Annotated in this window: 22 protein-coding genes; 17 read left to right on the top strand and 5 right to left on the bottom strand. The window is 67.1% G+C overall.

From position 1 onward, the window contains the following. The first annotated feature begins 418 nt into the window (after nt 1–418). Nucleotides 419–1,471 (top strand): sensor histidine kinase, encoded by a 1,053-nt coding sequence (locus MXF70_RS04240; protein ID WP_248517749.1) that lies wholly within the window; start codon nt 419–421, stop codon nt 1,469–1,471. A gap of 145 nt (nt 1,472–1,616) precedes the next feature. Beyond that, nucleotides 1,617–2,354 carry a 2,5-diamino-6-(ribosylamino)-4(3H)-pyrimidinone 5'-phosphate reductase gene (locus tag MXF70_RS04235; protein ID WP_248517747.1) on the top strand — a complete coding sequence of 246 codons (738 nt, stop codon included), beginning with the start codon at nt 1,617–1,619 and terminating at the stop codon, nt 2,352–2,354. Between the two features lie 52 nt (nt 2,355–2,406). On the opposite strand, the gene MXF70_RS04230 is transcribed toward MXF70_RS04235, so the two are convergent. Continuing rightward, nucleotides 2,407–4,239, bottom strand: a complete 1,833-nt coding sequence (locus tag MXF70_RS04230; RefSeq protein ID WP_248517746.1) for a glycosyltransferase family 39 protein — start codon at nt 4,237–4,239, stop codon at nt 2,407–2,409. A 119-nt stretch (nt 4,240–4,358) separates the two neighbouring features. Next, nucleotides 4,359–4,592 (bottom strand): hypothetical protein, encoded by a 234-nt coding sequence (locus tag MXF70_RS04225; RefSeq protein WP_248517744.1) that lies wholly within the window; start codon nt 4,590–4,592, stop codon nt 4,359–4,361. A gap of 436 nt (nt 4,593–5,028) precedes the next feature. On the opposite strand from MXF70_RS04225, the gene guaB reads away from it, so the two are divergent. The 3 genes from guaB (at nt 5,029) to MXF70_RS04210 (ending at nt 8,201) form a co-directional block, all read left to right on the top strand. Further along, the gene (guaB, locus tag MXF70_RS04220) at nt 5,029–6,537 is read left to right on the top strand and encodes an IMP dehydrogenase (protein ID WP_248517742.1); all 1,509 of its coding nucleotides are present in this window, start codon (nt 5,029–5,031) and stop codon (nt 6,535–6,537) included. A gap of 116 nt (nt 6,538–6,653) precedes the next feature. Continuing rightward, entirely contained in the window at nt 6,654–7,376 is a 723-nt protein-coding gene (locus tag MXF70_RS04215) for a helix-turn-helix domain-containing protein (RefSeq protein ID WP_248517740.1), read from the top strand. Nucleotides 7,377–7,595: 219 nt separating this feature from the next. Further along, a complete protein-coding gene (locus MXF70_RS04210) occupies nt 7,596–8,201 on the top strand; it encodes a hypothetical protein (RefSeq protein WP_248517738.1) in 606 nt (201 codons plus the stop codon). Nucleotides 8,202–8,228: 27 nt separating this feature from the next. Here MXF70_RS04210 and MXF70_RS15225 read toward each other — a convergent pair whose 3' ends face one another. Beyond that, nucleotides 8,229–8,354 carry a hypothetical protein gene (locus MXF70_RS15225; protein ID WP_259370397.1) on the bottom strand — a complete coding sequence of 42 codons (126 nt, stop codon included), beginning with the start codon at nt 8,352–8,354 and terminating at the stop codon, nt 8,229–8,231. A gap of 359 nt (nt 8,355–8,713) precedes the next feature. On the opposite strand from MXF70_RS15225, the gene MXF70_RS04205 reads away from it, so the two are divergent. The 8 genes from MXF70_RS04205 (at nt 8,714) to MXF70_RS04175 (ending at nt 17,375) form a co-directional block, all read left to right on the top strand. Beyond that, nucleotides 8,714–9,886, top strand: coding sequence for an ABC transporter ATP-binding protein (locus tag MXF70_RS04205; RefSeq protein WP_248517736.1), 1,173 nt, complete (start codon nt 8,714–8,716; stop codon nt 9,884–9,886). Then, the gene (locus MXF70_RS15220) at nt 9,883–10,014 is read left to right on the top strand and encodes a hypothetical protein (protein ID WP_259370396.1); all 132 of its coding nucleotides are present in this window, start codon (nt 9,883–9,885) and stop codon (nt 10,012–10,014) included. The genes MXF70_RS04205 and MXF70_RS15220 overlap by 4 nt, the downstream gene beginning before the upstream one ends. Then, nucleotides 10,011–10,835: an ABC transporter permease gene (locus MXF70_RS04200; RefSeq protein ID WP_248517734.1), complete on the top strand. Its 825-nt coding sequence runs from the start codon at nt 10,011–10,013 to the stop codon at nt 10,833–10,835. Before MXF70_RS15220 ends, MXF70_RS04200 begins: the two co-directional genes overlap by 4 nt. 101 nt (nt 10,836–10,936) lie before the next feature. Further along, nucleotides 10,937–11,692, top strand: coding sequence for a TMEM165/GDT1 family protein (locus MXF70_RS04195; protein ID WP_248517732.1), 756 nt, complete (start codon nt 10,937–10,939; stop codon nt 11,690–11,692). Further along, nucleotides 11,689–11,907: an HVO_A0114 family putative DNA-binding protein gene (locus MXF70_RS04190; RefSeq protein ID WP_248517730.1), complete on the top strand. Its 219-nt coding sequence runs from the start codon at nt 11,689–11,691 to the stop codon at nt 11,905–11,907. The genes MXF70_RS04195 and MXF70_RS04190 overlap by 4 nt, the downstream gene beginning before the upstream one ends. A 273-nt stretch (nt 11,908–12,180) precedes the next feature. Next, nucleotides 12,181–13,332 (top strand): sulfatase-like hydrolase/transferase, encoded by a 1,152-nt coding sequence (locus MXF70_RS04185; RefSeq protein ID WP_248517728.1) that lies wholly within the window; start codon nt 12,181–12,183, stop codon nt 13,330–13,332. Beyond that, nucleotides 13,332–14,804 (top strand): oligosaccharide flippase family protein, encoded by a 1,473-nt coding sequence (locus MXF70_RS04180; protein ID WP_248517726.1) that lies wholly within the window; start codon nt 13,332–13,334, stop codon nt 14,802–14,804. The genes MXF70_RS04185 and MXF70_RS04180 overlap by 1 nt, the downstream gene beginning before the upstream one ends. Nucleotides 14,805–15,035: 231 nt before the next feature. After that, the gene (locus MXF70_RS04175) at nt 15,036–17,375 is read left to right on the top strand and encodes a PAS domain S-box protein (protein ID WP_248517724.1); all 2,340 of its coding nucleotides are present in this window, start codon (nt 15,036–15,038) and stop codon (nt 17,373–17,375) included. Nucleotides 17,376–17,814: 439 nt separating this feature from the next. Here the strand turns inward: MXF70_RS04175 and MXF70_RS04170 are convergent, their stop codons facing one another. Continuing rightward, nucleotides 17,815–19,155: a sulfatase family protein gene (locus MXF70_RS04170; protein ID WP_248517722.1), complete on the bottom strand. Its 1,341-nt coding sequence runs from the start codon at nt 19,153–19,155 to the stop codon at nt 17,815–17,817. Between the two features lie 374 nt (nt 19,156–19,529). Next, nucleotides 19,530–20,273: a DNA polymerase sliding clamp gene (locus MXF70_RS04165; RefSeq protein WP_248517720.1), complete on the bottom strand. Its 744-nt coding sequence runs from the start codon at nt 20,271–20,273 to the stop codon at nt 19,530–19,532. 137 nt (nt 20,274–20,410) lie between these two features. Between MXF70_RS04165 and MXF70_RS04160 the strand changes: the two genes are divergently transcribed. From MXF70_RS04160 to pfdA, 4 genes are all read left to right on the top strand, one after another. Next, nucleotides 20,411–20,593 carry a hypothetical protein gene (locus tag MXF70_RS04160; protein WP_248517718.1) on the top strand — a complete coding sequence of 61 codons (183 nt, stop codon included), beginning with the start codon at nt 20,411–20,413 and terminating at the stop codon, nt 20,591–20,593. A 102-nt stretch (nt 20,594–20,695) separates the two neighbouring features. Next, the gene (locus MXF70_RS04155) at nt 20,696–20,881 is read left to right on the top strand and encodes a hypothetical protein (RefSeq protein WP_248517716.1); all 186 of its coding nucleotides are present in this window, start codon (nt 20,696–20,698) and stop codon (nt 20,879–20,881) included. 56 nt (nt 20,882–20,937) lie between these two features. Beyond that, nucleotides 20,938–21,114 carry a 50S ribosomal protein L18Ae gene (gene rpl18a, locus MXF70_RS04150; RefSeq protein ID WP_248517714.1) on the top strand — a complete coding sequence of 59 codons (177 nt, stop codon included), beginning with the start codon at nt 20,938–20,940 and terminating at the stop codon, nt 21,112–21,114. Next, nucleotides 21,111–21,566, top strand: coding sequence for a prefoldin subunit alpha (gene pfdA, locus MXF70_RS04145; RefSeq protein WP_248517712.1), 456 nt, complete (start codon nt 21,111–21,113; stop codon nt 21,564–21,566). Before rpl18a ends, pfdA begins: the two co-directional genes overlap by 4 nt.

Raw genomic sequence — 21,566 nt, 5'->3', positions numbered from 1 at the left:
GATGAGCTCGATAGTCGAGCGAAGCGAGTCTATCGGTGTTCATGGCGCGGCCCTCCGACCCGCTCCCTGAGTGGGCCAGCCGCCGCTTCGAGACGTATCGCTCATACGCCGTGTGAACGGACCCGAACGTATAGGGGCGCCCCTACGGGCAGGCGGTGACGGGGCTCCCCACAACTGGAGACACTTGCCGGTATCTCTAGCGAGGACGTGCTGTGGCCGCCGAGGGCGAGCCGGTAGATCGACAGAGGACCGTCGCTGGGCGCCGCAGTGCGCGTCCGACGATAGGCACCTGCCGACGAATAGCACGGCAATCGCCGGAAAATATCTCCTGTACCGGACACTCCGAGTTCCCGAACGGGCGCTGCAGGCTCCCCCGACCAGGTGATCGCTTAAGTCACTGGCGTGGTGACAAGTGACAATGGGAGTGGGCGAGCGTGTGCTACGGCCCGGACGGTTCGATCCGAGGCTGGCATTCTACGCCCTCGGCGCCGTTGGACTCGGCCTCGCCAGCGCTCACTTCGTCCTCGAGGGCCCGGCCATCGGCACCACCCTGGAGGTCGTTATCCTCGTCACGCTCGCCGTGCTGACGGCCTATACGGGCCGGGAGCTCCCCGATCGCTCGCTCTCCGAGCGCGGCGCTATCGACGCGTTCGTCTACACCTGTGGCTTCGCCGCGTCCTTCGTCCTGCTCGCGTTCGCTATCGTGCTGATCTGGCACGTCGACCACGGCGGCGCTCAGGAGTCGCAGTTCATCGTCGTCTTCGCGTTCGTCCTCGGCACCGCGGTCGGCAGCCGCGCGAACGTCTACGCCGTCGAATACCGGGAGTCCTACGAACGTAACCAGGCGTTGACGAAGCTACTGACAGTGAACCAGCGGGTGCTTCGGCACAACCTCCGGAACGAGGTGACGATCGTCCTTGGCTACCTCGAGGACGTCGACGATGCCGCCGAGGTGAAGCTGGTTCGGCGCCACCTGAACGACCTGCTCGAGACCAGCCACGAGGCCCGCAGGATCGCCGAGATCTGGGAGGAGGACGGTACCGGACGGTTCGACTGCACGACGCTCCTCCAGGACCGCGTGTCGGCACTCCGCGAGCGCAATCCCGACGTCGACGTGTCGATCGAGTGTACGACCGACCTCGCCGTCACGGCCAACGTCGGGCTCCCGGAGGCGATCGACGAGTTGCTCGACAACGCCGTCGTTCACAACCCCGCCGACGTGGAGATCACCGCCTCCTGTCGCAGGACCGACGAGGGCGTCGTCATCTCGGTCGCCGACACCGGCGTCGGAATTCCGGCCAGCGAGTCGGCGGTGTTGTTCTCGTCCGCGGAGACGGCCCTCGAGCACGGCAACGGGCTCGGACTCTGGCTCGTCTACTGGACCGTCCAGCGGTCCGACGGCGAGATTCGATTCTACGAACGGGATGGAGGCGGAAGCGTCGTGGAGATGATCCTGCCCGAGACGGCCTAAGGCTCGTTGCGCGCAGCACGGCCGACCGCGTACCCCGAGCGATCCCCGATCGCCAACGAACCCCTCGACTCGGTTGGGCTCCCGATCGACATCCAGCGCCCACAGAACCGAAACGCCGTTGCCCCGCCCGCCGCTACCGCTCCCCGTGCACGTCCGCGTCAACGCAGCGACGAGCGTCGACGGCAAGCTCTCGACGCGCCACCGAACGCAGGTGCCGATCAGCGGCCAGGCGGATTTCGAGCGCGTCGATCGCCTCCGCGCGGACTCAGATGCCGTGATGGTCGGCGTCGGGACCGTCCTCGCCGACGATCCCAGTCTGACCGTCGACGCCGACCGTCACGAGGCGCGGCGAGAGCGGGGCGAGACTGCCAACCCGGATCGCGTCGTCGCTGACTCCCGTGCCCGAACGCCGACGGACGCCCGCGTGCTCGACGGCTCGCAGCGGAGCGAGGGCGGCGATGAGCGCGTGGAGGGTGACGAGCGCGAGGATGACGCGTCGACGACCTACGTCCTCGTCTCGGAAGCCGCACCTGCCGATCGCCGGCGCGGGCTGGCGGCGGCGGGTGCCGAGGTGATCGTCGCCGGCGAGGAGCGCGTCGATCTGGCCGCGGCGTTCGAGCTACTCGAGGCCCATCACGGCGTCGAGTCGATCATGGTCGAAGGCGGTGGAGAACTGCTCTTTTCGTGTTTCGAGGCCGGCCTCGTCGACGAGCTGTCGGTGTTCGTCGGGTCGACCGTGATCGGCGGCCGGGACGCGCCGACGCTCGTCGACGGCGAGGGGTTCGGAGACGTCGATTCGTTCGTCGATCTCGACCTGGAGCGCGTCGAGCGCGTCGACGACGGCGTACTCCTGCACTGGCAGGTCAGCGACGGCGAGAGCTGACGGCAGCGACGGCGAGAACTGACCGCAGGGGCGGTGCGGGCGGAGGCGGCGGCTAGTTCTCCAATCCAGGGCAGTCCGTGACCGGATCGGCGGTGCGCTCCATGACCAGAATCCGCGGATTGTTCGTGTTCCGTGCGGGTGGCTCCAGCGCGAGCGCGCGCTCGAACCGCGTCGCTGCGTCGCCGGCGAGGTTCGGATTCGACGGTCCGAAGCTCGCGACGATCCGGTAGTCCTCCTCTGCGAGCAACGACTCGTAGAGTGCGGTGACGTTCGGTGCGACGGAGGGATCCTCGAAATACCGCTGGTAGTGGAAGCTCGTCAACACCAGCATCTCGGGGCGGTTACACTCCACCCGCGCGATCGCCCGCTGTTTCGCCGTCGCGTTGTCGGCGTCGTAGATCGGGTCCACGACGGTCCGCGAGACGTTCACCCCCTCCGGAAACTCCGGCAGGTAGGTTCGCTGACCGAGTACCGTGACGGTGTCGCCGTCCTCGAGGGTGTCGTGGGTCCACTCCGTCGCCTCGGCGCGGGAGGTGCTCCAGACCGCGGCGCCGCTGGCGGTGTAGAACAGCGAGAGCAGGAGGACGATCGCGACGATCGGCCCGGCCACCCGGCGCACGGAAGGACGCCGCTCCGCGTCGGTGGCCCACGCCGCCGCGAGCCCGACGAACAGCGCCAGCAGCGGGAGGAGCAGGAGCGATCGGTTGTACTGAATGTTGCCCCAGCTCGCGATGATCACGTAGTAGAGCACGGCGAGTCCAAGTGGTACCGCGGTGAACCGGTGGAGCCGCCCGGTGGCGGTCAGCGCGAGTACGCCGACGGTCGCGACCAACGCGAGCGCGAGCAGCGGCGCACCGAGCGCGGTCGCGAGGTGGCCAGCGTGGGCGAGGTAGCCCGGATCCGGATGCGCGTAATAGGCTGCCTCGCCGGCCCGGACGGAGCCGTACCGAGCCAGCTCCGAGACGTACAGGTCGGGGTTGATCAACAGCGAGGGCGTCGTCGCGACGTAGGCGGCGATCGCGGCCGCCGGGTAGCGGGCGATCTCCCGGATCGCCGGCCAGCGCACCAGTTCGTCGATGTCGTACCGACGGAGGGCGTAGTACGCGATCGGGATCGCGAGAATGCCCGTCGTCGCCTTCGCCGACATCGCGAGTCCCGCGACGCCCGCCGCGAGCAGGAGCGGTCGATCCTCGCCGGTGTCGTGGTGGACCGCCATCGGGTAGATCGTCCAGACGAACAAACTGCCGGCGAGCACGTCCTCGGTCGCGTACTTCGCGGTGAGCGCGAAGCCGAGACTCACGGTCAGGGTCGCTCCCGCGAGCACCCCTGCGGGGCGGCCGTACAGCCGACGGGCGAGCAAAGCGACGGCGAGGACCGCGAGGACGCCCGCCGTCGCGGAGACGAACCGTCCGGCCGTCACCAGCGCCGTCCAGGCGTCGACGAGGGCTCCATTTGCGACGTCCCACTGCGTGCCGTGCTGGTGTTCCGCGAGCGCCTGGGCGTTCTCGACGTTCGCGCCGAACTGCCCAGTCACGACCCAATACGTGCCGATCACGAGCAGGACCGGCAGATAGGAGAGTAACAGGAGCCAGATGTGGAGATTGCCGCCCTTCTCGAAGGAGGTCAGCCCCGGACGGCCCTGAATGAGCGTGAACGGCTGCCCGACTGCGCCGGACTCGTCGGGGATCAGCTGATGGGGCTCGACCCGCCAGATCCCGAAGAAGAAGAGGACCGTCGCGGCGACGAGCAGCACCGTTAGCCACGGGTTCTCGCGTGCGCGCTGGCGGAGCCGATCGCGCTGGAGCGCCTGCCGGACGGAGCCAATGTGGAGGAAGCGAGCGAGCCGGTCCGTGCGGAGGAGACGACGGACGCGGTCTGCAGTCATCGTTTGCTGCTGTTCCCCCGTGACGTTTCAAACGATCGGTACTGGCTGCTCGCCGGATCATCGCCGCCCGACGGGAACGGAAGCCGACCGTGAGGTCGACCGGTCGGCGGCTCGGCAGATTACGGGTTCGGACGGGCGTAGGTGTACCGCCGGTAGAGGTAGAACACCGGGAACGGACACAGCAGGGCCGTCAGCAGGTACTCCCCGCGAGCGACGGCGTAGCCGAGCAGGACGGTCGCGAGCAGGATGCAGACGTGGAGATAGAGCCACGCCCAGCGCTGGAGCGAATCCCAGTCGCCGGAAAGATGGTCGTAGAAGAGCCGGTCGATCGACCCGCAGACGTCGGGGCACATACCCGGCTGGTTCTGCCGGTCGGGTCGTAATCGTTGGGGTCCTGAGAGCCCTGTCGGTCGCTGTCGGTCGTTTCACCTCCGCAACCGTACTACACAGCTCTACTTCGCACCCGGAGGCGCATCGTACAGCTCCTCGCACCCGTACTGGAGCCCCGCAGTCACGCCGCACAGGTCTGCTCCGCAACCGCCGCCGCAGGGCCCCGCAGTCACACCGCGCAACACCGCTCCGCAACCGCCGCTGCACAGCCCCAGCAACCGCCGCCGCAGGGCCCCGCATTCCCACCGCACAGCACCGCTCCGCAACCGCCGCCGCACAGCCCCGCAACCGCCGCCGCACCGCGGATTGTGCTAGTGACTGCCGCCCTCGCTCCCTCGCTTCGCTCGGTCGCTCGGGCGGTCTCACAACGTTTTTCACTCATCCCGGCGGACCGACTACATGGCGAACGACGTTCCTACCACGGAGCCCTTTACCGAGAAGCTACGCGTCCCGGAGGCGTTGACCTTCGACGACGTTCTACTGCGACCCAAGGAGAGTACCGTCGAACCCGACGAGGCCGATCTGTCGACGCGCGTCTCTACCAACGTCGAACTGGAAGTTCCGGTTCTCTCTGCGGCGATGGACACCGTCACCGAAGCAGATCTCGCGACCGCGCTGGCCCGACAGGGCGGTCTCGGCGTCCTCCACCGGAACATGGACGTCGACGAGACCGTCGAACACGTCGAGCGCGTCAAGACCGCCGACGAACTCGTGATCGACCGCGAGAACGTCGTGACGGCGACCGCCGACCAGACCGTCCGCGAGGTCGACCAGATGATGGACGAGGAGGGCGTCTCCGGCGCCCCCGTCATCGACGAGGACGACCGCGTGCTCGGGATCATCTCCGCGACGGACGTTCGGCCGTATCTCGAAGTCGGCGAGCGCGACGAGGTCAGCGAAGCGATGACCGACGAGGTCATCACCGCCGGCGGGGACGTCGGCGCGCGGGAGGCCCTCGAGTTGATGTACGAGCACAAGATCGAGCGCGTCCCGATCGTCGACGAGAAAGACCGGCTGATCGGCCTCATCACGATGCAGGGAATCCTCGCGCGTCGCGAGCACACCAACGCCGCTCGCGATCAGCAGGGCCGTCTTCTGGTCGGCGTCGCCGTCGGCCCCTTCGAGTCCGAGCGAGCAACTCGCGCCGACGAGGCCGGTGCTGACATCCTGTTCATCGACACCGCCCACGCGCACAACCGGAACGTCATCGACGGCTCCCGCGAGATCGCGAACGAGGTCGACGCCGACGTCGTCGTCGGTAACGTCGGGACCCGGGAGGCTGCCAGCGAACTCGTCGATTTCGCAGACGGAATCAAGGTCGGCATCGGCCCCGGCTCGATCTGCACGACGCGGATCGTCTCCGGCTCCGGCATGCCCCAGATCACCGCCGTCGCGCAGGTCGCCGACGTGGCGAGCCAGTACGACGTGCCCGTGATCGCCGACGGCGGCATCCGCTACTCCGGCGACGCGATCAAGGCGATCGCCGCCGGCGCCGACGCCGTCATGCTGGGGAGCTACTTCGCCGGCACCGACGAAGCGCCCGGCCGGATCGTCACGATGAACGGCAAGCGCTACAAGCAGTACCGCGGCATGGGCTCCGTCGGCGCGATGGCCGGCGGCGACTCCGAGGAGAACCGCTACCTCAAGGAGGAGCCCGAAGACGATGACGAGTACGTCCCCGAAGGCGTCGAGGCGGCGACGCCGTACAAGGGCAGCGTCGAGAGCGAGCTCCACCAGCTCACCGGTGGGATGCAGTCCGGGATGGGTTACGTCGGCGCCGAGTCGATTCCCGCGTTCAAAGAGCGATCCGAGTTCGTGCGGGTCAGCTCCGCCGGCCAGGCCGAGAGCCACGCCCACGACGTCGTCATCACTGACGAAGCGCCAAACTACAGCCCCGGCGACGAGTAAGGACGTTCGCGGCCGGCTCTCCGCTCGCTCCTCTATTCGCCCTCCACGGGGGTCGTTCACATTCTCGAACTGGTTTCGGCGAATTTTTGCAATTCCGGCAGATAGCACGCTGGTCCATGGGATATCTCGCCGAGTACACCGTCCACTGCGACAGCCTGCCGCTCGTCGACGTTTCGGCCCGCGTGCCGGAGGCCACCCTGACGGTCCAGGTCGGCCAGCCCAATCAGGGCGGCCCGCCGCCGTTCGCGGTCACGATCCGGGGCCCCGACCTCGACGAGGCCGAAGCGGCCCTCGACGCGTCTCCGTTCGTCGCCGAGACGGTCCGCCTCGCCGCCGACGCGGACGCTCGCCGGTACCGGATCGTCCCCGCGCCGACGATGGAGGAACAGCTCGGGCCTGCGATCTCCGACGTCGAGCGCTTGCGGGGACTCGCGGCGACACAGGCCGTCCTCGAACACGTAGAAGTCGTTCGGGACGGCTGGCGGCAGCGCCGGCGCTGCGCCGACCGGGCGGCCTTCGAGAACTACTGGTCGTTCTGGCGCGAGGAGCACAGCGTCACGATCCACCGCCTCGTCGAGTCGCCCGAATGCGAGACTGGCACGCCCGCGACGGACGCGCTCTCGGATCGCCAGCGAGAGGCGCTGCTGACGGCCTTCGAGCTGGGCTACTTCGAGGTGCCGCGCGGAGCGACGCTCGCCGACGTCGCCGCAAAACTCGGGATCTCGGCGGCCTCCGCGTCCGAGCGGCTGCGCCGGGCACAGCGTACGCTGATCGCCGGTAGCCTGGATGCGCCTGGTGCCGGGGCACAAGCCGATTTAATAAAGCGACATACAGTTTAGAGCGAGATTGAGGGGGTTCACCGGGGAGCTATTCCTGCTCATGCAGACCACGAAATCCACGGACGGCACCGCGATCGGCTTCGAAATACACGGCGACCGGGAGCGAGACCCTCAGCGCTGGCCGCTGCTGTCGGTCGACCTCCCGATCCAGTGGTCCCCGTCCACGGTTCGACAGGGCCCCAGGAGAGCTGGCTGCCGCACCTGCCACACCCCCGGGAAGTGAGCTCACTCGCCTCGATAAATCGGCGCGGTCGCGGCGAGAGTGGGGACGCATCCGATTCCTACGCGTTCGAGCGAGAAACCGAGGACGTCGAGGCAGTGATCGAAGCCACGGACGCGAGCAACCTGTTTGGCCACCCTTCGCTGTGCTCTGCGCCCAAACTCGCGACGCGCGACGTCGTCGACCTCGAGGAAATCGTCGTGTTCGAGCCGGCGATCCTCGTCGAGGAGTATCGCGCCTGCAACGCCGCAGATCGCATGGCCGACCTGCTCGACGACGGCGACCGGGAGGGCGCGATGCGACTGGCATCCTGCGTGATGACGGGGATCGATGAGGTCGAGGCGATGCCCCACTGGCCCGAGATGATCGAACTCGCGTCGGTCACGCACCGCGAGTTCGAAGCGGTCGAGTCCACGAACTCCCCGAGACGCTGGACGTCGATCCGGAGGTCATCGTGCTCACGGGCGAGCACAGTCCCGATTTTCCCACAGACGCCGCCCGTGCGGTTCACGATCGACTTCCGGAGAGTCGTCTCGTCGAGGGCGTGGACCACACCGGCCTCGAGAGCCCAGCACGAACGATGGCGCCCGTCGTCGATTTTCTGACGGACTAGCGGCCCGCGATCGGTGGCCTCACACGGCCAACTGGGCCGTCTCGCAGGCCGGGCTGCAGAGGCGTTTCGTCCCGGCGTTCGCTTCGGGGAGGGCTCTGAACGACTTGCCGCAGTTTCGACACTCCAAGGTCTCGAACTGGGACATTGCAACCGTGACGTTGGCTTGCCAGTGACAAAAAGATTCGACGGCTGCTGGTCGCGGCTGTCCGACTTCCGCGTTCTGCTCCCCCAATCGCGAGCGTGTTCGAGCACCGAAAATTGAGGCTACTCTCGCCGAATCCCCGATATCGACGGTCTCGGGTCAGCTGAACTCGAATTTCGCTGTCCGCGAATCGGGGCCCGAGACAGGTATAAATCACATTCCGCGATATACAATTCTGGTCGGATTCCCCGTCCGGCGCCGAACCTTCCTCCAGTTCGGGGCCGGCTGGTTGGAGGTGCTTATAAACGGCTTCACGGCTGAGAGTAGGATATTCCCGGTGACGGCGTGGAGGTGTCGACTCCATGCAATCACAGCATGCACCATCCACGAGCACCGGCCAGCCAACTGACACCGCCGCCAGCACGGGGAGTAACGACGGCGGCCCCGCAGCGATACGCGCCGAGGACGTCCACGTCACCTACGCCGACGGCACTGAGGCAGTCAGCGGCGTCGACCTCGCCGTCGAACCCGGGGAGTGCTTCGGCTTCCTCGGTCCGAACGGCGCCGGAAAGTCGACGACGATCCAGACGCTCGTCTCGCTGTTACACCCGACAGCAGGCTCCGTGTCCGTCCACGGCCACGACGTCGTCGAAGACGCACAGGCCGTCCGCGAGTACGTGGGCTACATGCCCCAGGAGACCAGCGTCGATCCCGAGCTGACCGCCCGGGAGAACGTCCGCTTCTCGGCGCGGATCCACGGGGTGCCGGCGGCCGAGCGCGAGGAGCGCGTCGACGAACTGCTCGACGTCGTCGACCTCGCCGACGTGGCAGACGACCTCGCCGAGACGTTCTCCGGCGGAATGGCGAAGCGTCTCGACGCGGCGAACGCCCTGGTCCACCAGCCGCCAGTCGTCTTCCTCGACGAGCCGACCACTGGGCTCGACCCCCAAGCGCGCATGGAACTGTGGGACTACTTCGAGGCGATCAACGACGCCGGGACCACCGTCTTCCTGACGACGCAGTACCTCGAGGAAGTCGACCGGCTGTGTGACCGGATCGCCCTGCTCCAGGACGGCGAGGTCGTCGCGACGGACACGCCCGCGGCGCTGAAAGCCGCCGTCGGCGGCGACGTGCTCGAGATGAGCCTCGCTGGCGTCGACGACGCCGAGCACTCGGGTAGCACCGGGAAGCGTGGCGCGACGGATCGAACAGACGACCCCGGCCCCGCGAGGGGTACGGAGCTCCGCGACCACGCCGCGTCGGTCGTCCGCTCGGCCAACGCGTTCGACGATCCGACCGTCGAGCGAACCGACGAGGGCCTCGCGATCACCGCAAGCGACGTTCGGACCGGCGTGATGGAGCTGTTCGTCGCGTTCCACGACGCCGGGCTCACGGTCACCGGCGTCGACGTGCGGTCGCCGACGCCCGACGACGTCTTCCTCTCGCTGACCGGCGAAGCGATCGACGAGGGAGAAACCGAGACGACCGCACCGGGACGCGAGTCACGCCACGGTGCCGAGGAGGTGACCCGATGAGCGACGACTCCGCTGCTGCGGCATCCGCTGGCGGGACGGACGCGGTGGAGACCCGCGCTGCTGCGATCGAGGCGCAGCCCCAGCGTGCACAGGGCACCGCGCCATCGGCGACATCTGGATCAGCGTGAAGCGCTGGCTGGTCAAGACCTCGCGCAACCCGTTCGTGACGTTCACGTCCCTCGTCCAGCCGGTGATCTTCTTCGTGCTGATGGCAGAGGTGTTCGGGGCCGTCGCCGGCGGCGCGCTCACCAACGCCGTCGGAGCCGACGTCAGCTACGTGACGTACCTCACGCCGGCGATCGTCGTTCAGTCCGCGCTCGCCGCGGCCTCGATTTCGGGCATCGGCCTCGTGATCGACATGGACTCGGGGATGTTCGAGAAGACGTTGGCGTCGCCGATGGGCCGCGGCGCAATGTTCCTCGGAAAGGTGTTCTCCGAGGTCGTCCGGATCGTCGTCCAGACGGCGATCATCCTCGGCTGTGGCGCCGTCCTCCTGTACTTCGAGACCGGTGACGGACCGGGAACGTTCCTCGAAACCGGCGTGGCGGGCTTCCTCGGCGTGCTCGCGATCACGATCCTCTTTGCTGGGGCGTTCATGTCGTTCTCGAACATCGTGGCGCTGGTCACCCGGGACAAGGAGGCGACGATCCTCATTTCGAACTCGCTGACGTTCCCGCTATTGTTCGTCTCCAGCGCCTTCCTGCCCCTGCAGGTCCTGCCCGACTGGATCAATACCGTCGCGACGGTGAACCCGATCACCTACGGCGTCGACGGCGTCCGTGCCGCCGTGCTCGGCGAGGACGTGATGACGGTGATCGACGTGACGGCTTTCGGTGGCGCCTGGAACGCGATCGTCCCGGCGATCGCCGTGCTCGTCGTCTTCAACGTCGTCCTCGGCGCGATCGCCGTTCGGCTCCTGCACCGCGCATCGCGGGCGGCCGTGCAGTAACCCTGCAGTTGGGGGAAGACCCCGCTCGACGGGAGTTCGGGGAGCAAAACGCCTACATTCGACGCGTCTAATTCTTCACCAATGCGGGCGATCCAGTAGCGATGGCAGGTTTCGTCGAGATCGTCGTGATCGCTGCGATCGCCCAGCTGACGGTGCTGCCCGGGGAGAAGGTGCAGTTCATCATCGCGGGGCTCTCGACGCGCTACGATCCCTTGCTGGTCGTCGGCGCTGCGGGGGCGGCCTTCGCAGGTTGGACGGCACTCGAAATCGCGTTCGGCGAGGCGATCCAGCGCGCTCTTCCGGCGATCGTTCTCGATGGGTTCACCGTCGTCCTCTTCGTGCTGTTCGCGATCATGCTGGTCCGCTCGGCTCCAGAGCCGGACGCCGAGTGGGGCACGGGGACGACGGATGCCGCAGCAGGCACGGCTTCGGACACCGAGACGGACGGCGGGATCGGCGCCCCGGGGCAGATCGCGCCCGACGTCGGCGGCGAGATTTCCGTCTTCGGGCGCTCTATTGGCGGCCGGGTCGGCTCCTTCTGCTCGATCTTCGCGATGATGGCCGCGGGCGAGTTCGGCGACAAAACTCAGCTGATCACGATCAGCCTCGCGGCGACCTACGGCGCGAGCTCGGCGATCTGGATCGGCGAGATGCTCGTGATTGTCCCAGTGAGCCTCCTGAACGCCTACGCCTTCCACCGCTTCGCACACCGGATCGACCTCCGGAAAGCGCATTTCGCCGGCGCTGCTATCTTCGCCTTCTTCGCCGCGGACACCGTGCTCGCGATGACGACGGGAGTGTCGGTCTGGGGGACGGTCGTGGGTTCGATCTCTGAGATCGTGGTCGGGGCCATTTGACTGAGCCAGCGAACGATTCCATCAATCCGCCTGACGGACCTGTGGCTGTATGTCGTCACCCGCCGGACGTACTCGCGAACGTCCGCGAACTCAAAGAGTACGCACTGATCGAACTGGAGCAGGACGGCCGAGCGAAACGACCCCTCGTCCCGTACGATTCGATCGACGTCGACATTCCACTCGGCGACCGCTCCGTTGACCCGGCGCACGCGTAGCGACCCGAGTTCTCCACCGCAGCATACTCCCAGGGAATGACCACAGGGTGGGACTGGAAGGGGCCGACCGCTCGTCCATTCTACCGACGTAAGGACCGCAGGCGAGCGGAGCGAGCCGAGGACCGCAGCGAGATAGAATGGACGAGCGGGAGGGGGCTTCCGGACTGTCGGTTGCCGTCGTGGTTCCCGCTCGAACGACGAGACCTCACCCACAAGTCTAATTCAGCCTCCAGAGCGCAGGACTGAAGTGACGCTCCCGCGGTCATTCACCCAATGAGAGACGTTATCCTCGTATCTGCGGACTCTGTACGCTACGACTTCCTCGACGCGATGCCCTACGTCTCCGCGAATCTCGACAACCACGAGACGATCACGGGCGCCCACTACACCCGCCCGTCGCTCGCGAGCCTCCTCACGTCGAACTACCAGGGCGCGGTCGAATCGCGCGTGATGGAGCCCTCCGTCGCCGACGCGTTTTCCGACGCCGGCTACACCACGATCGGGCTCTCCTCCTCGCCACACACCGACGCCCGCTTCGGGTTCGACCGGGGGTTCGACGTCTACCACCACTTCTCTGAGGCGGGCAACCGCGGTAATCCGATCCGGCAGTTCGCCTCGCAGTTCGATCTCGTCCGGAAGGTGTACCACCGGTTCAAACCGCCCCACGCGAAGCTCTCGAACCGGCTGCCCGACGACGAGCTGATCGACCACTCCATCGAGGCGTTCAACGACGAGTCCGGCCCGCGGTTCATGTGGCTGCACATGATGGGGACCCACCGGCCGTACGGGCTGGGCGACGACGCCGTGCCCAAGGAGATCGACCGGAAGGCGCTGTTCAAACCCGAGAAACTGACCGACGCGGAGGAAGCGACGATCGAAGAGAAGTACCGCGCCACGCTGAAACGCGCCGACGCGGAGATCGAACGGCTCGTCGAATCCGTCGACAGCGAGGACCCCATTGTGGTGTTCACTTCCGATCACGGCGACGAGTTCGGCGAAGAGGGCCACTGGTTCCACCAGCCCCAGCGCGGCCGCGTGGCGGACGCGCTCATCACGGTTCCAGCGGCGACGAACGACCTCGAACTGGCCGAGCCCCTCTCCTCGCTGGACATCGCGCCGTCGATCCTCGCCGACCAGGCCGGGCCCGACGCGATTCCATCCGAATGGCACGGGAAGGACGTTCGGACGAACGCGGCCCGGCCCGAGAGCGAGCAGGCCGACGGCGAGGCCGGCCGAGACCACGCGCTGACCGTCGCGCCGTGGCACGGCTCGGCGACGCTCGCGTGGCAGGACTTCGAGACGAAGATCGTGGCGAAAGACGCCGATCTCGAACTCTCCCGTGACGGCGAGACGATCGAGGCCGAGCGCGGCGACGTCGACGAGGACCTCAAACAGCAGATGCGGGATCTGGGATACGTCGAGTAATGGCGGACGACGACGAGATCCTCAAGGGCTACCTCTCCGTCTTCACGGGGGATCTCGGGCGGCTCTTGATCTTCGCGGCGTTCATTCCTGTCCTCACCCGCACCGTGGGCGAGGCGGGATTCGGCCGATACGCCCTCGTCATGGCGATCTTCGCACCGAGCCGGAAGATCCTGAATATGGGCCTCTTCGAGGCGACGAAGACGTTCGCGAGCCGAGAAGACGGCGAGGAACGCGGCCGGGTCATCGCGACCTCCTTCGCTCTCCACGCGGGGATGCTCGTCGTCGGCATTCCGTTGCTGGCGGTGGGGTTCACGATCTTCACCGACGGCGCACTTCGCGCCGCGTTGTATCTGATGCTCGGCGCGGTCGTGGGCGAGCAGTTCTACTACTTCGGCCGAGGGGTCCTCCACGCCTACAAGCGCGAGGCGGTCGTCGAGCCGCTGATCCCGGTGCGGTCGGTGATCCTGGCCGTCGTTGGGCTGACGCTCGCGTCGCAGGGGTACGGCGTTCCGGGCGTGTTCGCGGGGTTCGCGACCGGGTTCCTCCTGACCGGCGTGCTCTCGACGCTTCTGGCGTTCCGGGAGGCCGGACTCGTCCCCTCGCCGAAGCGGCTCGCGCTGTCGATCTACGCCCGGCCACTCCTCCGGTTCGGCGTCCAGACGATGGCGCTCGTACTGCTGTTGACGAGCATGTACAAGGTCGACATACTGCTCGTGAGCTACTTCGAGGGAGCGGCCACAACGGGCCACTACCGTGCGGCGCTGCAGGTCTCTGAGTTCATGTGGGTCGTCTCCGTCGCGATGGAGCAGGTGATGATCCAGTCGACCGCCGTCATGTGGGAGGAAGAGGCCACCTCGGAGCTGACTGCCCTGCTCTCGCGGATGTTGCGCTACGTCGTCGTGATCACGGTGCTCCTCGTGGCGGGCGTGTTCGTCCTGAGCGAGCAGTTCCTGACGCTGTATTTCGGCCCGGCCTACGAGGCGAGCGTGCTGCCGCTCCGAGTCCTCCTGCCGGGCGTGCTCGGGTTCGCGATCGCGCGAGTCATCTGGCCCGTGTTGCAGGCCGGCGGCCACCTCCGGACGCTCCTGTTCGCGACCGGGTCGGCCGTCGTGTTGAACGTCGTGCTCAATCTCGTGCTCATTCCGGAGTTCGGCATCGTCGGCGCCGCGATCGCGACGTCGATCGCCTACGGCTCGATGGCGATCACGCACGTCCTGGCAGCGCGGACCGTCGATCTGCAGCCCTTCGACGGCTTGCCGATCCTGCGCGTGGCTGGACTCGGACTCGGGACGATCGGGCTCCTCTGGGTGCTCGTCCCGCTGGGCCCGTGGTGGGTCGACCTGTTCGTGCTGCCCTGGATCGGGCTGGCGTTCTACGCGGCCGGAAGCCAGCTGCTCGGCGTGCTGACGGTCGACGAAATTCGGGGGCTGGTCACGGAGTTCACCACCTCCGGATCGACGTCCGAGCGGTGATCACGGGGGTCGCGGTCGCCCGTGCGGCCAGCGAGCTGCTCGATTCGGCGGTAGGGGCACAATGCGTGGTATTGCCGAGGCCCGATTCGTCGATAGTGCCGAGGCCCGGTGCGTCGGTAGTACTGGGGTCCGATCTCGCAGGCCGTTCCCCACGAACAACCGGCATGGCCTGCTGCATTCGGGTGCATTTCCCCGGAAGGGGTATATCTCAGGCGGCGCAAGACCCTGCGAATGGATTCAGCGGTCGGCGTCGACCCCGTCACCGTCCTCGCCGTCACTGCCGACGATACAGTGGCAGCGCACTGTCGGGAGTGCCTCGACGCCGAGGGGCACTTCGAGGTCACGACCGCGACCGCAGTCGGGAGCGCGATCGAGCACCTCGACGCCACGCCCGATGTCGACTGCGTCGTCTCCGATCACGATCTCCCCGACCTCGACGGCATCGCGCTGCTCGAGGCGGTCCGAGCCCAGGCGCCCGAGCTCCCCGTCGTGTTGTTTACCGACGCCGGGAGCGAGTCGGTCGCGAGTCGCGCGATCTCCGCTGGCGTCACGGACTACGTCGCCAGGAACCACCACGCCGACGAGTGGGATCGCCTCGTGACCGTGATCGACGACGCCGTTCGCTACTACCGCGATCACGCGACCGTCGTCGACGCCGAGGCGCAAGCGAAGACGCTGCTGGACGCGGCCCGAGACGCAATCGTCGTCGTGCGAGACGGCCGCGTGGAGTACTGCAACCAGGCGGGTGCGGATCTCTTCGGGCAGCACTCGTCCGCAACGGCGACCGGCGTCCCGATCAGCGACTTGCTCTCGATCGACGTGCGCGATGCGATCGCCGACGGTGACGATGGGTGCTCCACCGCCGATCACGACGGTCAGCACTCCGCCCCCGACGATGGCCAGCGCTCCGGCTCCAGCGACAACCCGCACTCCGCACCCGGCGACGACCCGCTTTCCAGGGACTTCGACGACCTCGAAGCCTTGCTCGCGGCCGTCCAGGCGGGCGAAGAGCGCCTCGACGGCGTCGACGCAACCCTCGCCGACGCCGACGCTCCGGCCGTCTTGCTGGAGGTCACTGGAACGCGGGTCGAGTGGCTCGAGCAGCCAGCGGCCGTACTGGTGATCCGAGACGTCACCGAGCGCGACGCGACCCAACGCACGCTCGAGCGGTTCCGCCGAGCCGTCGAGGCCGCCGGTCACGCCGTGTACATGACCGACCCCGATGGAACCATCACCTACGTCAACCCCGCTTTCGAGGCGATCACGGGCTTCGACGCGGCGGAAGCGATCGGCCGGACGCCGGCACTGCTGGATTCCGGCGAGATGTCGGACGCCTACTTCGAGGACCTCTGGGAGACGATCCTCGCCGGCGAGGTGTGGTCGGAGGAGATCGTCAACCGACGGGCGTCCGGGGAGCTCTACCACGGCCAGCAGACCATCGCACCGATCACCGACGCCGACGGCGAGATCTCGGCGTTCGTCGCGGTGAAGACGGACGTCACCGAGCAGAAGCAACGAGAGGAACAGCTCCGCCACTACGAGCGAGCGATCGAGGGCGCCTCCGACCTCATCGCCGCGGTCGACACCGACCTGGAGTACCTGTTCGCGAACGAAGCCTATCGGACGTTCCACGGCCTCGAGGGCGTCGAGCTGCGTGGGCTCGGCCTCGAGGCGGTCCTCGCCGAGGTGATCGACGCCGACCAGAAGGAGGACGTCCTCCAGCGCGTGCAGGCGGTGCTCCACGGCGAGACGGTGCAGTACCAGATGACGCGTACCGACGCCACGGACGCCGCCAAGACGTTCGAGATCCACTATCGTCGACTGGAGCCACTCGAGGAGGACGAGATCGTCGGCGTCGTCGCCACGATGCGGGACGTCACGGCCCAGCACGAGCGCGAACAGCAACTCGTCGTGCTCGATCGGCTGTTGCGGCACAACCTCCACAACGACCTGAACGTGGTCCTGGGCTACGCCGAGACGATCGCCGCCGAGACGAGCGGGGACCTCGAATACGGAGCGGAGCAGATCGGGGACTCTGCCCGCAGACTGCTCGAACAGACGGACAAGCAACGCGAGATCGTCGACCTCCTCGCCGACCCGCCGTCCCAGGAGTCGGTCGACGTCGCCAGCGCCGTCCGGCGCGTCGTGGCAGACGCGTCGGCGGACCACCCGGAGGCGACCCTCGCCGTGGAGGCTCCCCAGGAGCTACTGCTCTGGACGGTCCCGGTTCTCGAACGGGCGATCGAGGAACTGGTCGAGAACGCACTCGTCCACGACGACGGCGACGCGCCCACGGTTCGCGTCAGCGTCGTCGACGCCGACGATATCGTCGAAATCAGGGTCGCGGACGAGGGTCCGGGGATCCCCGAGGCCGAGCGGTCGATCCTCGACGGCGAGGCCGAGATCGACCCGCTCTTGCACGGCAGCGGGATGGGCCTCTGGCTCGTCGATCGCGTCGCCACCCGCGCGGGCGGCTCCGTGCAGTTCGAGACGGGCGATTCGGCCGGGAGCGTCGTGACGATCGTCCTCCCGCGCCACGAAATCGCGCCACGGGACACCGCAGACGGCTGACCGACAGTGCGATCGCTGGCGGCTGTTCGCGTTTCGGTAAGCCAGTGTGCTCGTTCGCTTTCCGTCGCCGCTTCTTTCGGCATCGAGAACTTCGAGCGCCGTCCGCGCGCTGGTATCGAACGCCGTGTGCAGGCGATCGTCCGCCCGCTCGGGCACAGTTCCGACAAGTGCCCCAGCTGCGGCTCGTCGTCGACGTTGGCACCCAGATCGCGTCGCTGGTAGTCGCTGCCATGTTGCGTGGTTGCTTGGCACTCATCTGCGACGCGGAAGGATAACACTACCTGCTGGTTTCGGTCCGTTGATGTCGGGCGAATCGCAGGAATGCGCCGGGAGGACGTCGGCTTCGAGTTCGGGCTGGAGTTCGCCGACGTGCCTCCTCGGGCGTCCGCACCGCTCGCTGGCGGGTGCGAGGCAGCGGGGTGCGCTCGGTCGAGCCGCCTTACTCCATGTAGCCCAGATCCGCGAGCATCTCCTCGGTATCAGAATCGATCTCCTGGCGTTCGATCTCGCCGAACTCCGCGAGCCAGCGATCCAGATCGTCGGCCATCGCGTCGCGGCGGGCGCCCTCGTCGTTCGCCAGATCGTCCAGCTCCTCGGGGTCGCTCTCGAGGTCGTAGAGCTCCTCGGCGTCTTCCTCCCGATCGCGGATGAGCTTCCAGTCGGGCGTCCGGGTAGCGACGGCGTCGCCGAAGGTGGGGTAGGCCATCGTGAACAGCTGGCGGTCCTCGAGATCGAGATCGGGGGAGTCGGTGTCGTCCTCGGGAAGGCCGAAAATCGGCTCGCCGGCAGCCTCGAGTGGGGGTGCATCCACCAGCGACAGGAGGGTGGGCAGGATGTCGATCGTGCGGACCTGCGTCTCGATTTGTTCGTCCGGCAGCGCGTCGTGGTCGAACGCGAGCGGGACGTTGATCTCCTCGTCGTAGAGCGTGCGGCCGTGGCCCTCGTAGCCGTGTTCGCCGAGCGCCTCGCCGTGGTCGCCGGTGAAGACGACGAGCGTCTCGTCGGCGATGCCGCGGGCCTCGAGTTCGGCCTGGAGCTCGCCGACGTGGTCGTCGACGCGCATCATCGCAGCGGTGTACTCGTCGTGGTCGTCGAGGAGGTCCCGCGGGGCGTTGCGGGGCTCGTGGACGTCGAAGTAGTGCACCCAGCCGAAGAAGCCCGATTCCTCGTCGTTGGTGCCGTGCTCGCCGTCGCCCTCGCTGGCGCTCGGGGGAGCGACGTCGTCGAGACAGTCGATCGCGTCGTCGGTGACGGCGCGTGCGCTCCGGCAGTGCAACGAGATGAGACCGAGATCGCGGAGGAGGTTCTTGACGGTGTAGCGGCCGATGCCGAGGTTCTTGACAGCGCCGAAGACCGTGTTGAACGTCTTGGTGTCGTAGATCCGCGAGAGGATCGGGTAGAGGCGGCCGTAGGCCTGGCCGTCCTCGTACCGGTCGAACCCGCGGTCGAGCTTCGAGTGGTCGGCGGCGAGGTGGTCGACGCTGACGACGCCGAAGGTGTCCATCCCCGCTGCCTGGAACCCTTCGCCGGCGGTGTCGTGCTCCTCGCTCAGACCCCAGCCGTTCTCGACGACGCCGTGCTCGAAGGGGTATTTCGCCGTCATGAACGCAGTGAGACTCGGGTCCGTGGTGTTCGCGACGGTGTAGGTCTCGGTGAAATCGAGAGAGTCGTCGTAGAGCTCCGCGCAGTTCGGGAACAGGCCCTCCTCGAGGCCCTGCTTGAACACGTCCTCGCGGAGACAGTCGACGCTGACCAGCAGGACGTTGCGGATCTCGCTCATTGGCCGTGGTACCGCGACTCGGGAGTTAACGGTGTCGTTCCCTGCTAGCGGGGGTCGCCGCGTCACCCCACAGGGGAACTACAACCTCCGCAATCCACGGAACCGTGATAGGAGGATTTCGATCCGGGTGGGACTGGAAGGGGCCGACCGCTGGACGACGGACGGCGACACAAGGACCGCAGGTGAGTGAGCGAAGCGAGCGAACCGAGGACCGCAGCGAGCCGCCCGAGTCGAGCGGTCGGGGGCTTCCAAGCGGGTCGCTGTTGACGAGCAATTCGCGGAAAACGCGGCAAGAGAGGTTTCGGTGTTCGCCACTCGTGGACGACCGAGGATAGCGGGAACAGGTGCGTCCCCGACTACCGAGATTCGAGTACCTAGTCGCTCTGGATGCGGGGGGCGAGCATGTAGGTCACGCGACCCTGGCCCTCCGCGATCTCGAAGTGGATCTTCACGGGGAACTCCTCGCCGAGTTCGAGGGTGACCTCCGCGTCGCCGGGGATGGCGGACTGGATGTCGCCGAGGTAGTCGAGGCTGAACAGAGAGTGGGCATCGCCGGCGTCGAGACCGATGAGATCGGCGGGATCGAGCTCGAAGTGGACGTCGTCGGTGTCGCCCTCGGCGTCGACGTAGAACAGCTCGGCCTCGGCGTCGACGCCCAGCGCGATGTGGTCCGAAACCATGTCGGCGGCGGTGACCGCGCGGTCGATGTCGGCGCCTTCGAGGACGATCTCGGCGGAGAGGTCCAGATCGGGGATGTCGGGCTCCTGGCGGATCGAGTCGGGATCGATCAGCGCGAGGGTGTACTCGAGCCCGTCGATCTGGGTGTGAAGCTTGCGAGTCTCCTCGTCGAGTTCGAGCTCGACGAGCTGGCCCTTGTCGGCCATGCCCGCGATATCCTGCAGTCGAGAGAGGTCGACGCCGATGAGTCCGCCGTCGGCCTCGTAGGACTCGAAGGCGCTCGCGTCGAGTTCGAGATCGACCATGCCGACGTTCGCGGGGTCGACCGCCCGAATAGCGAGCCCGTCCTCCTCGAGGTGGATCTTGCACTCCTCGACCAACACGCTCACCGCGTCGAGCGCGTCGCCGAGCGTCTCGGCGTCCACGATGGCCTTGAACATATCGTCCGTGGGTAGCCCCCGACCCCATAAAAAGACCAGCGGTTGCGCTCGCGGGCGTGCGCAGTGATCCGCCTGGAATACTCCCGCCGGGACGGGGCGACGGTAGCTTTTCGTGTGGAACGGACGAAGCCGATCGCATGGAGTCGATTTCGAACCGACGGCTGTTTGGCTACGCGCTCCTCGCGGCCATCGTCGTCTTCGTGGCCTGGACGGTGTGGCCGTCACTCAACGGGGGGTTGACCCTCCCAGCCGCGATCGCAGCCTTCAGCGTCCTCGTCTTCGTCGACGGATTCTTCGTGGGCAGGACGGCGAATCGCTGAACCAACGCCCAGCCGCTTGTGGTGTAGCTCCGGCGTGAGCGCGACGCGGCCGGGGGCTGATCGGCGATAGTTTTTCGAATGCTGCTATCCAACTGGCTGACTATGACGTCGGTCCCGCAGCTTAGGCAGTTCGTCTACGCCCTCCTCGTGACGGCCACGGCGTTCGGCATCTGGGCCACGTGGTTCCAGTCCGCCGACGGCATCTGGATCATGCTCGGCGCCATTGCGGCGTTCACCCTCTTGGCTCTCCTCGACGGCGTCGTCGTGGGGCGAGTCGTGGCGGACTGAGCGACGCCCTTCCCGAGTCGGAACGTACTTCCGGCTCCCGGGTCCAGTTCTGGTACATGAGTGAGTACACCGTGAGCGGTCGGTTCCAGGCCCGCGACGGCTGGCAGGAGTTCGAGACCGAGGTCGACGCAGAGAACGAGGACGTCGCCCGCGAGCACGCCTTCTCCGAGATGGGCGCGCGACACAACCTGAAGCGGCGACAGGTCGAGCTCGACGAGGTGCATGCAGCATGAGTGGAAACCAGGAGCTCCAGCAGATCAACGAGCAGATCGAGGAGATCGAACAGCAGATCGAGCTCGTCGGCCAGGAGGTCGACGACCTCGAAGACGAGCAGGACGAGATCGACGAGGCCATCGAAGCGATCGAGGCCCTCGAGTCCGGGTCGACGGTGAAGGTCCCCCTCGGCGGCGACACCTACGTCCACGCTGAGATCGAGGACATCGACGAGATCATCGTCGGCCTCGGCGGCGGCTACGCTGCCGAGCGAGACCAGGAGGACGCAGTCGAGACGCTGCGCTCGAAGCAGGACACCATCGACGACCGCATCGAGGAGTTCGAGAACGACGTCGACGACCTCGAGGACACCCTCGACGAGATGGAGGGTCGCGCACAGTCCCTGCAGCAACAGCAGATGCAACAGCAGATGCAGCAGATGCAGGGCATGGGCGAAGGCGACGGCGAGTGA

Source organism: Salinarchaeum laminariae, from assembly GCF_023204835.1.
Classification (GTDB): Archaea; Halobacteriota; Halobacteria; order Halobacteriales; family Salinarchaeaceae; genus Salinarchaeum; species Salinarchaeum laminariae.
The sequence above is the reverse complement of the archived record's forward strand: the minus strand, read 5'-3'. Positions and strand labels throughout refer to the sequence as shown.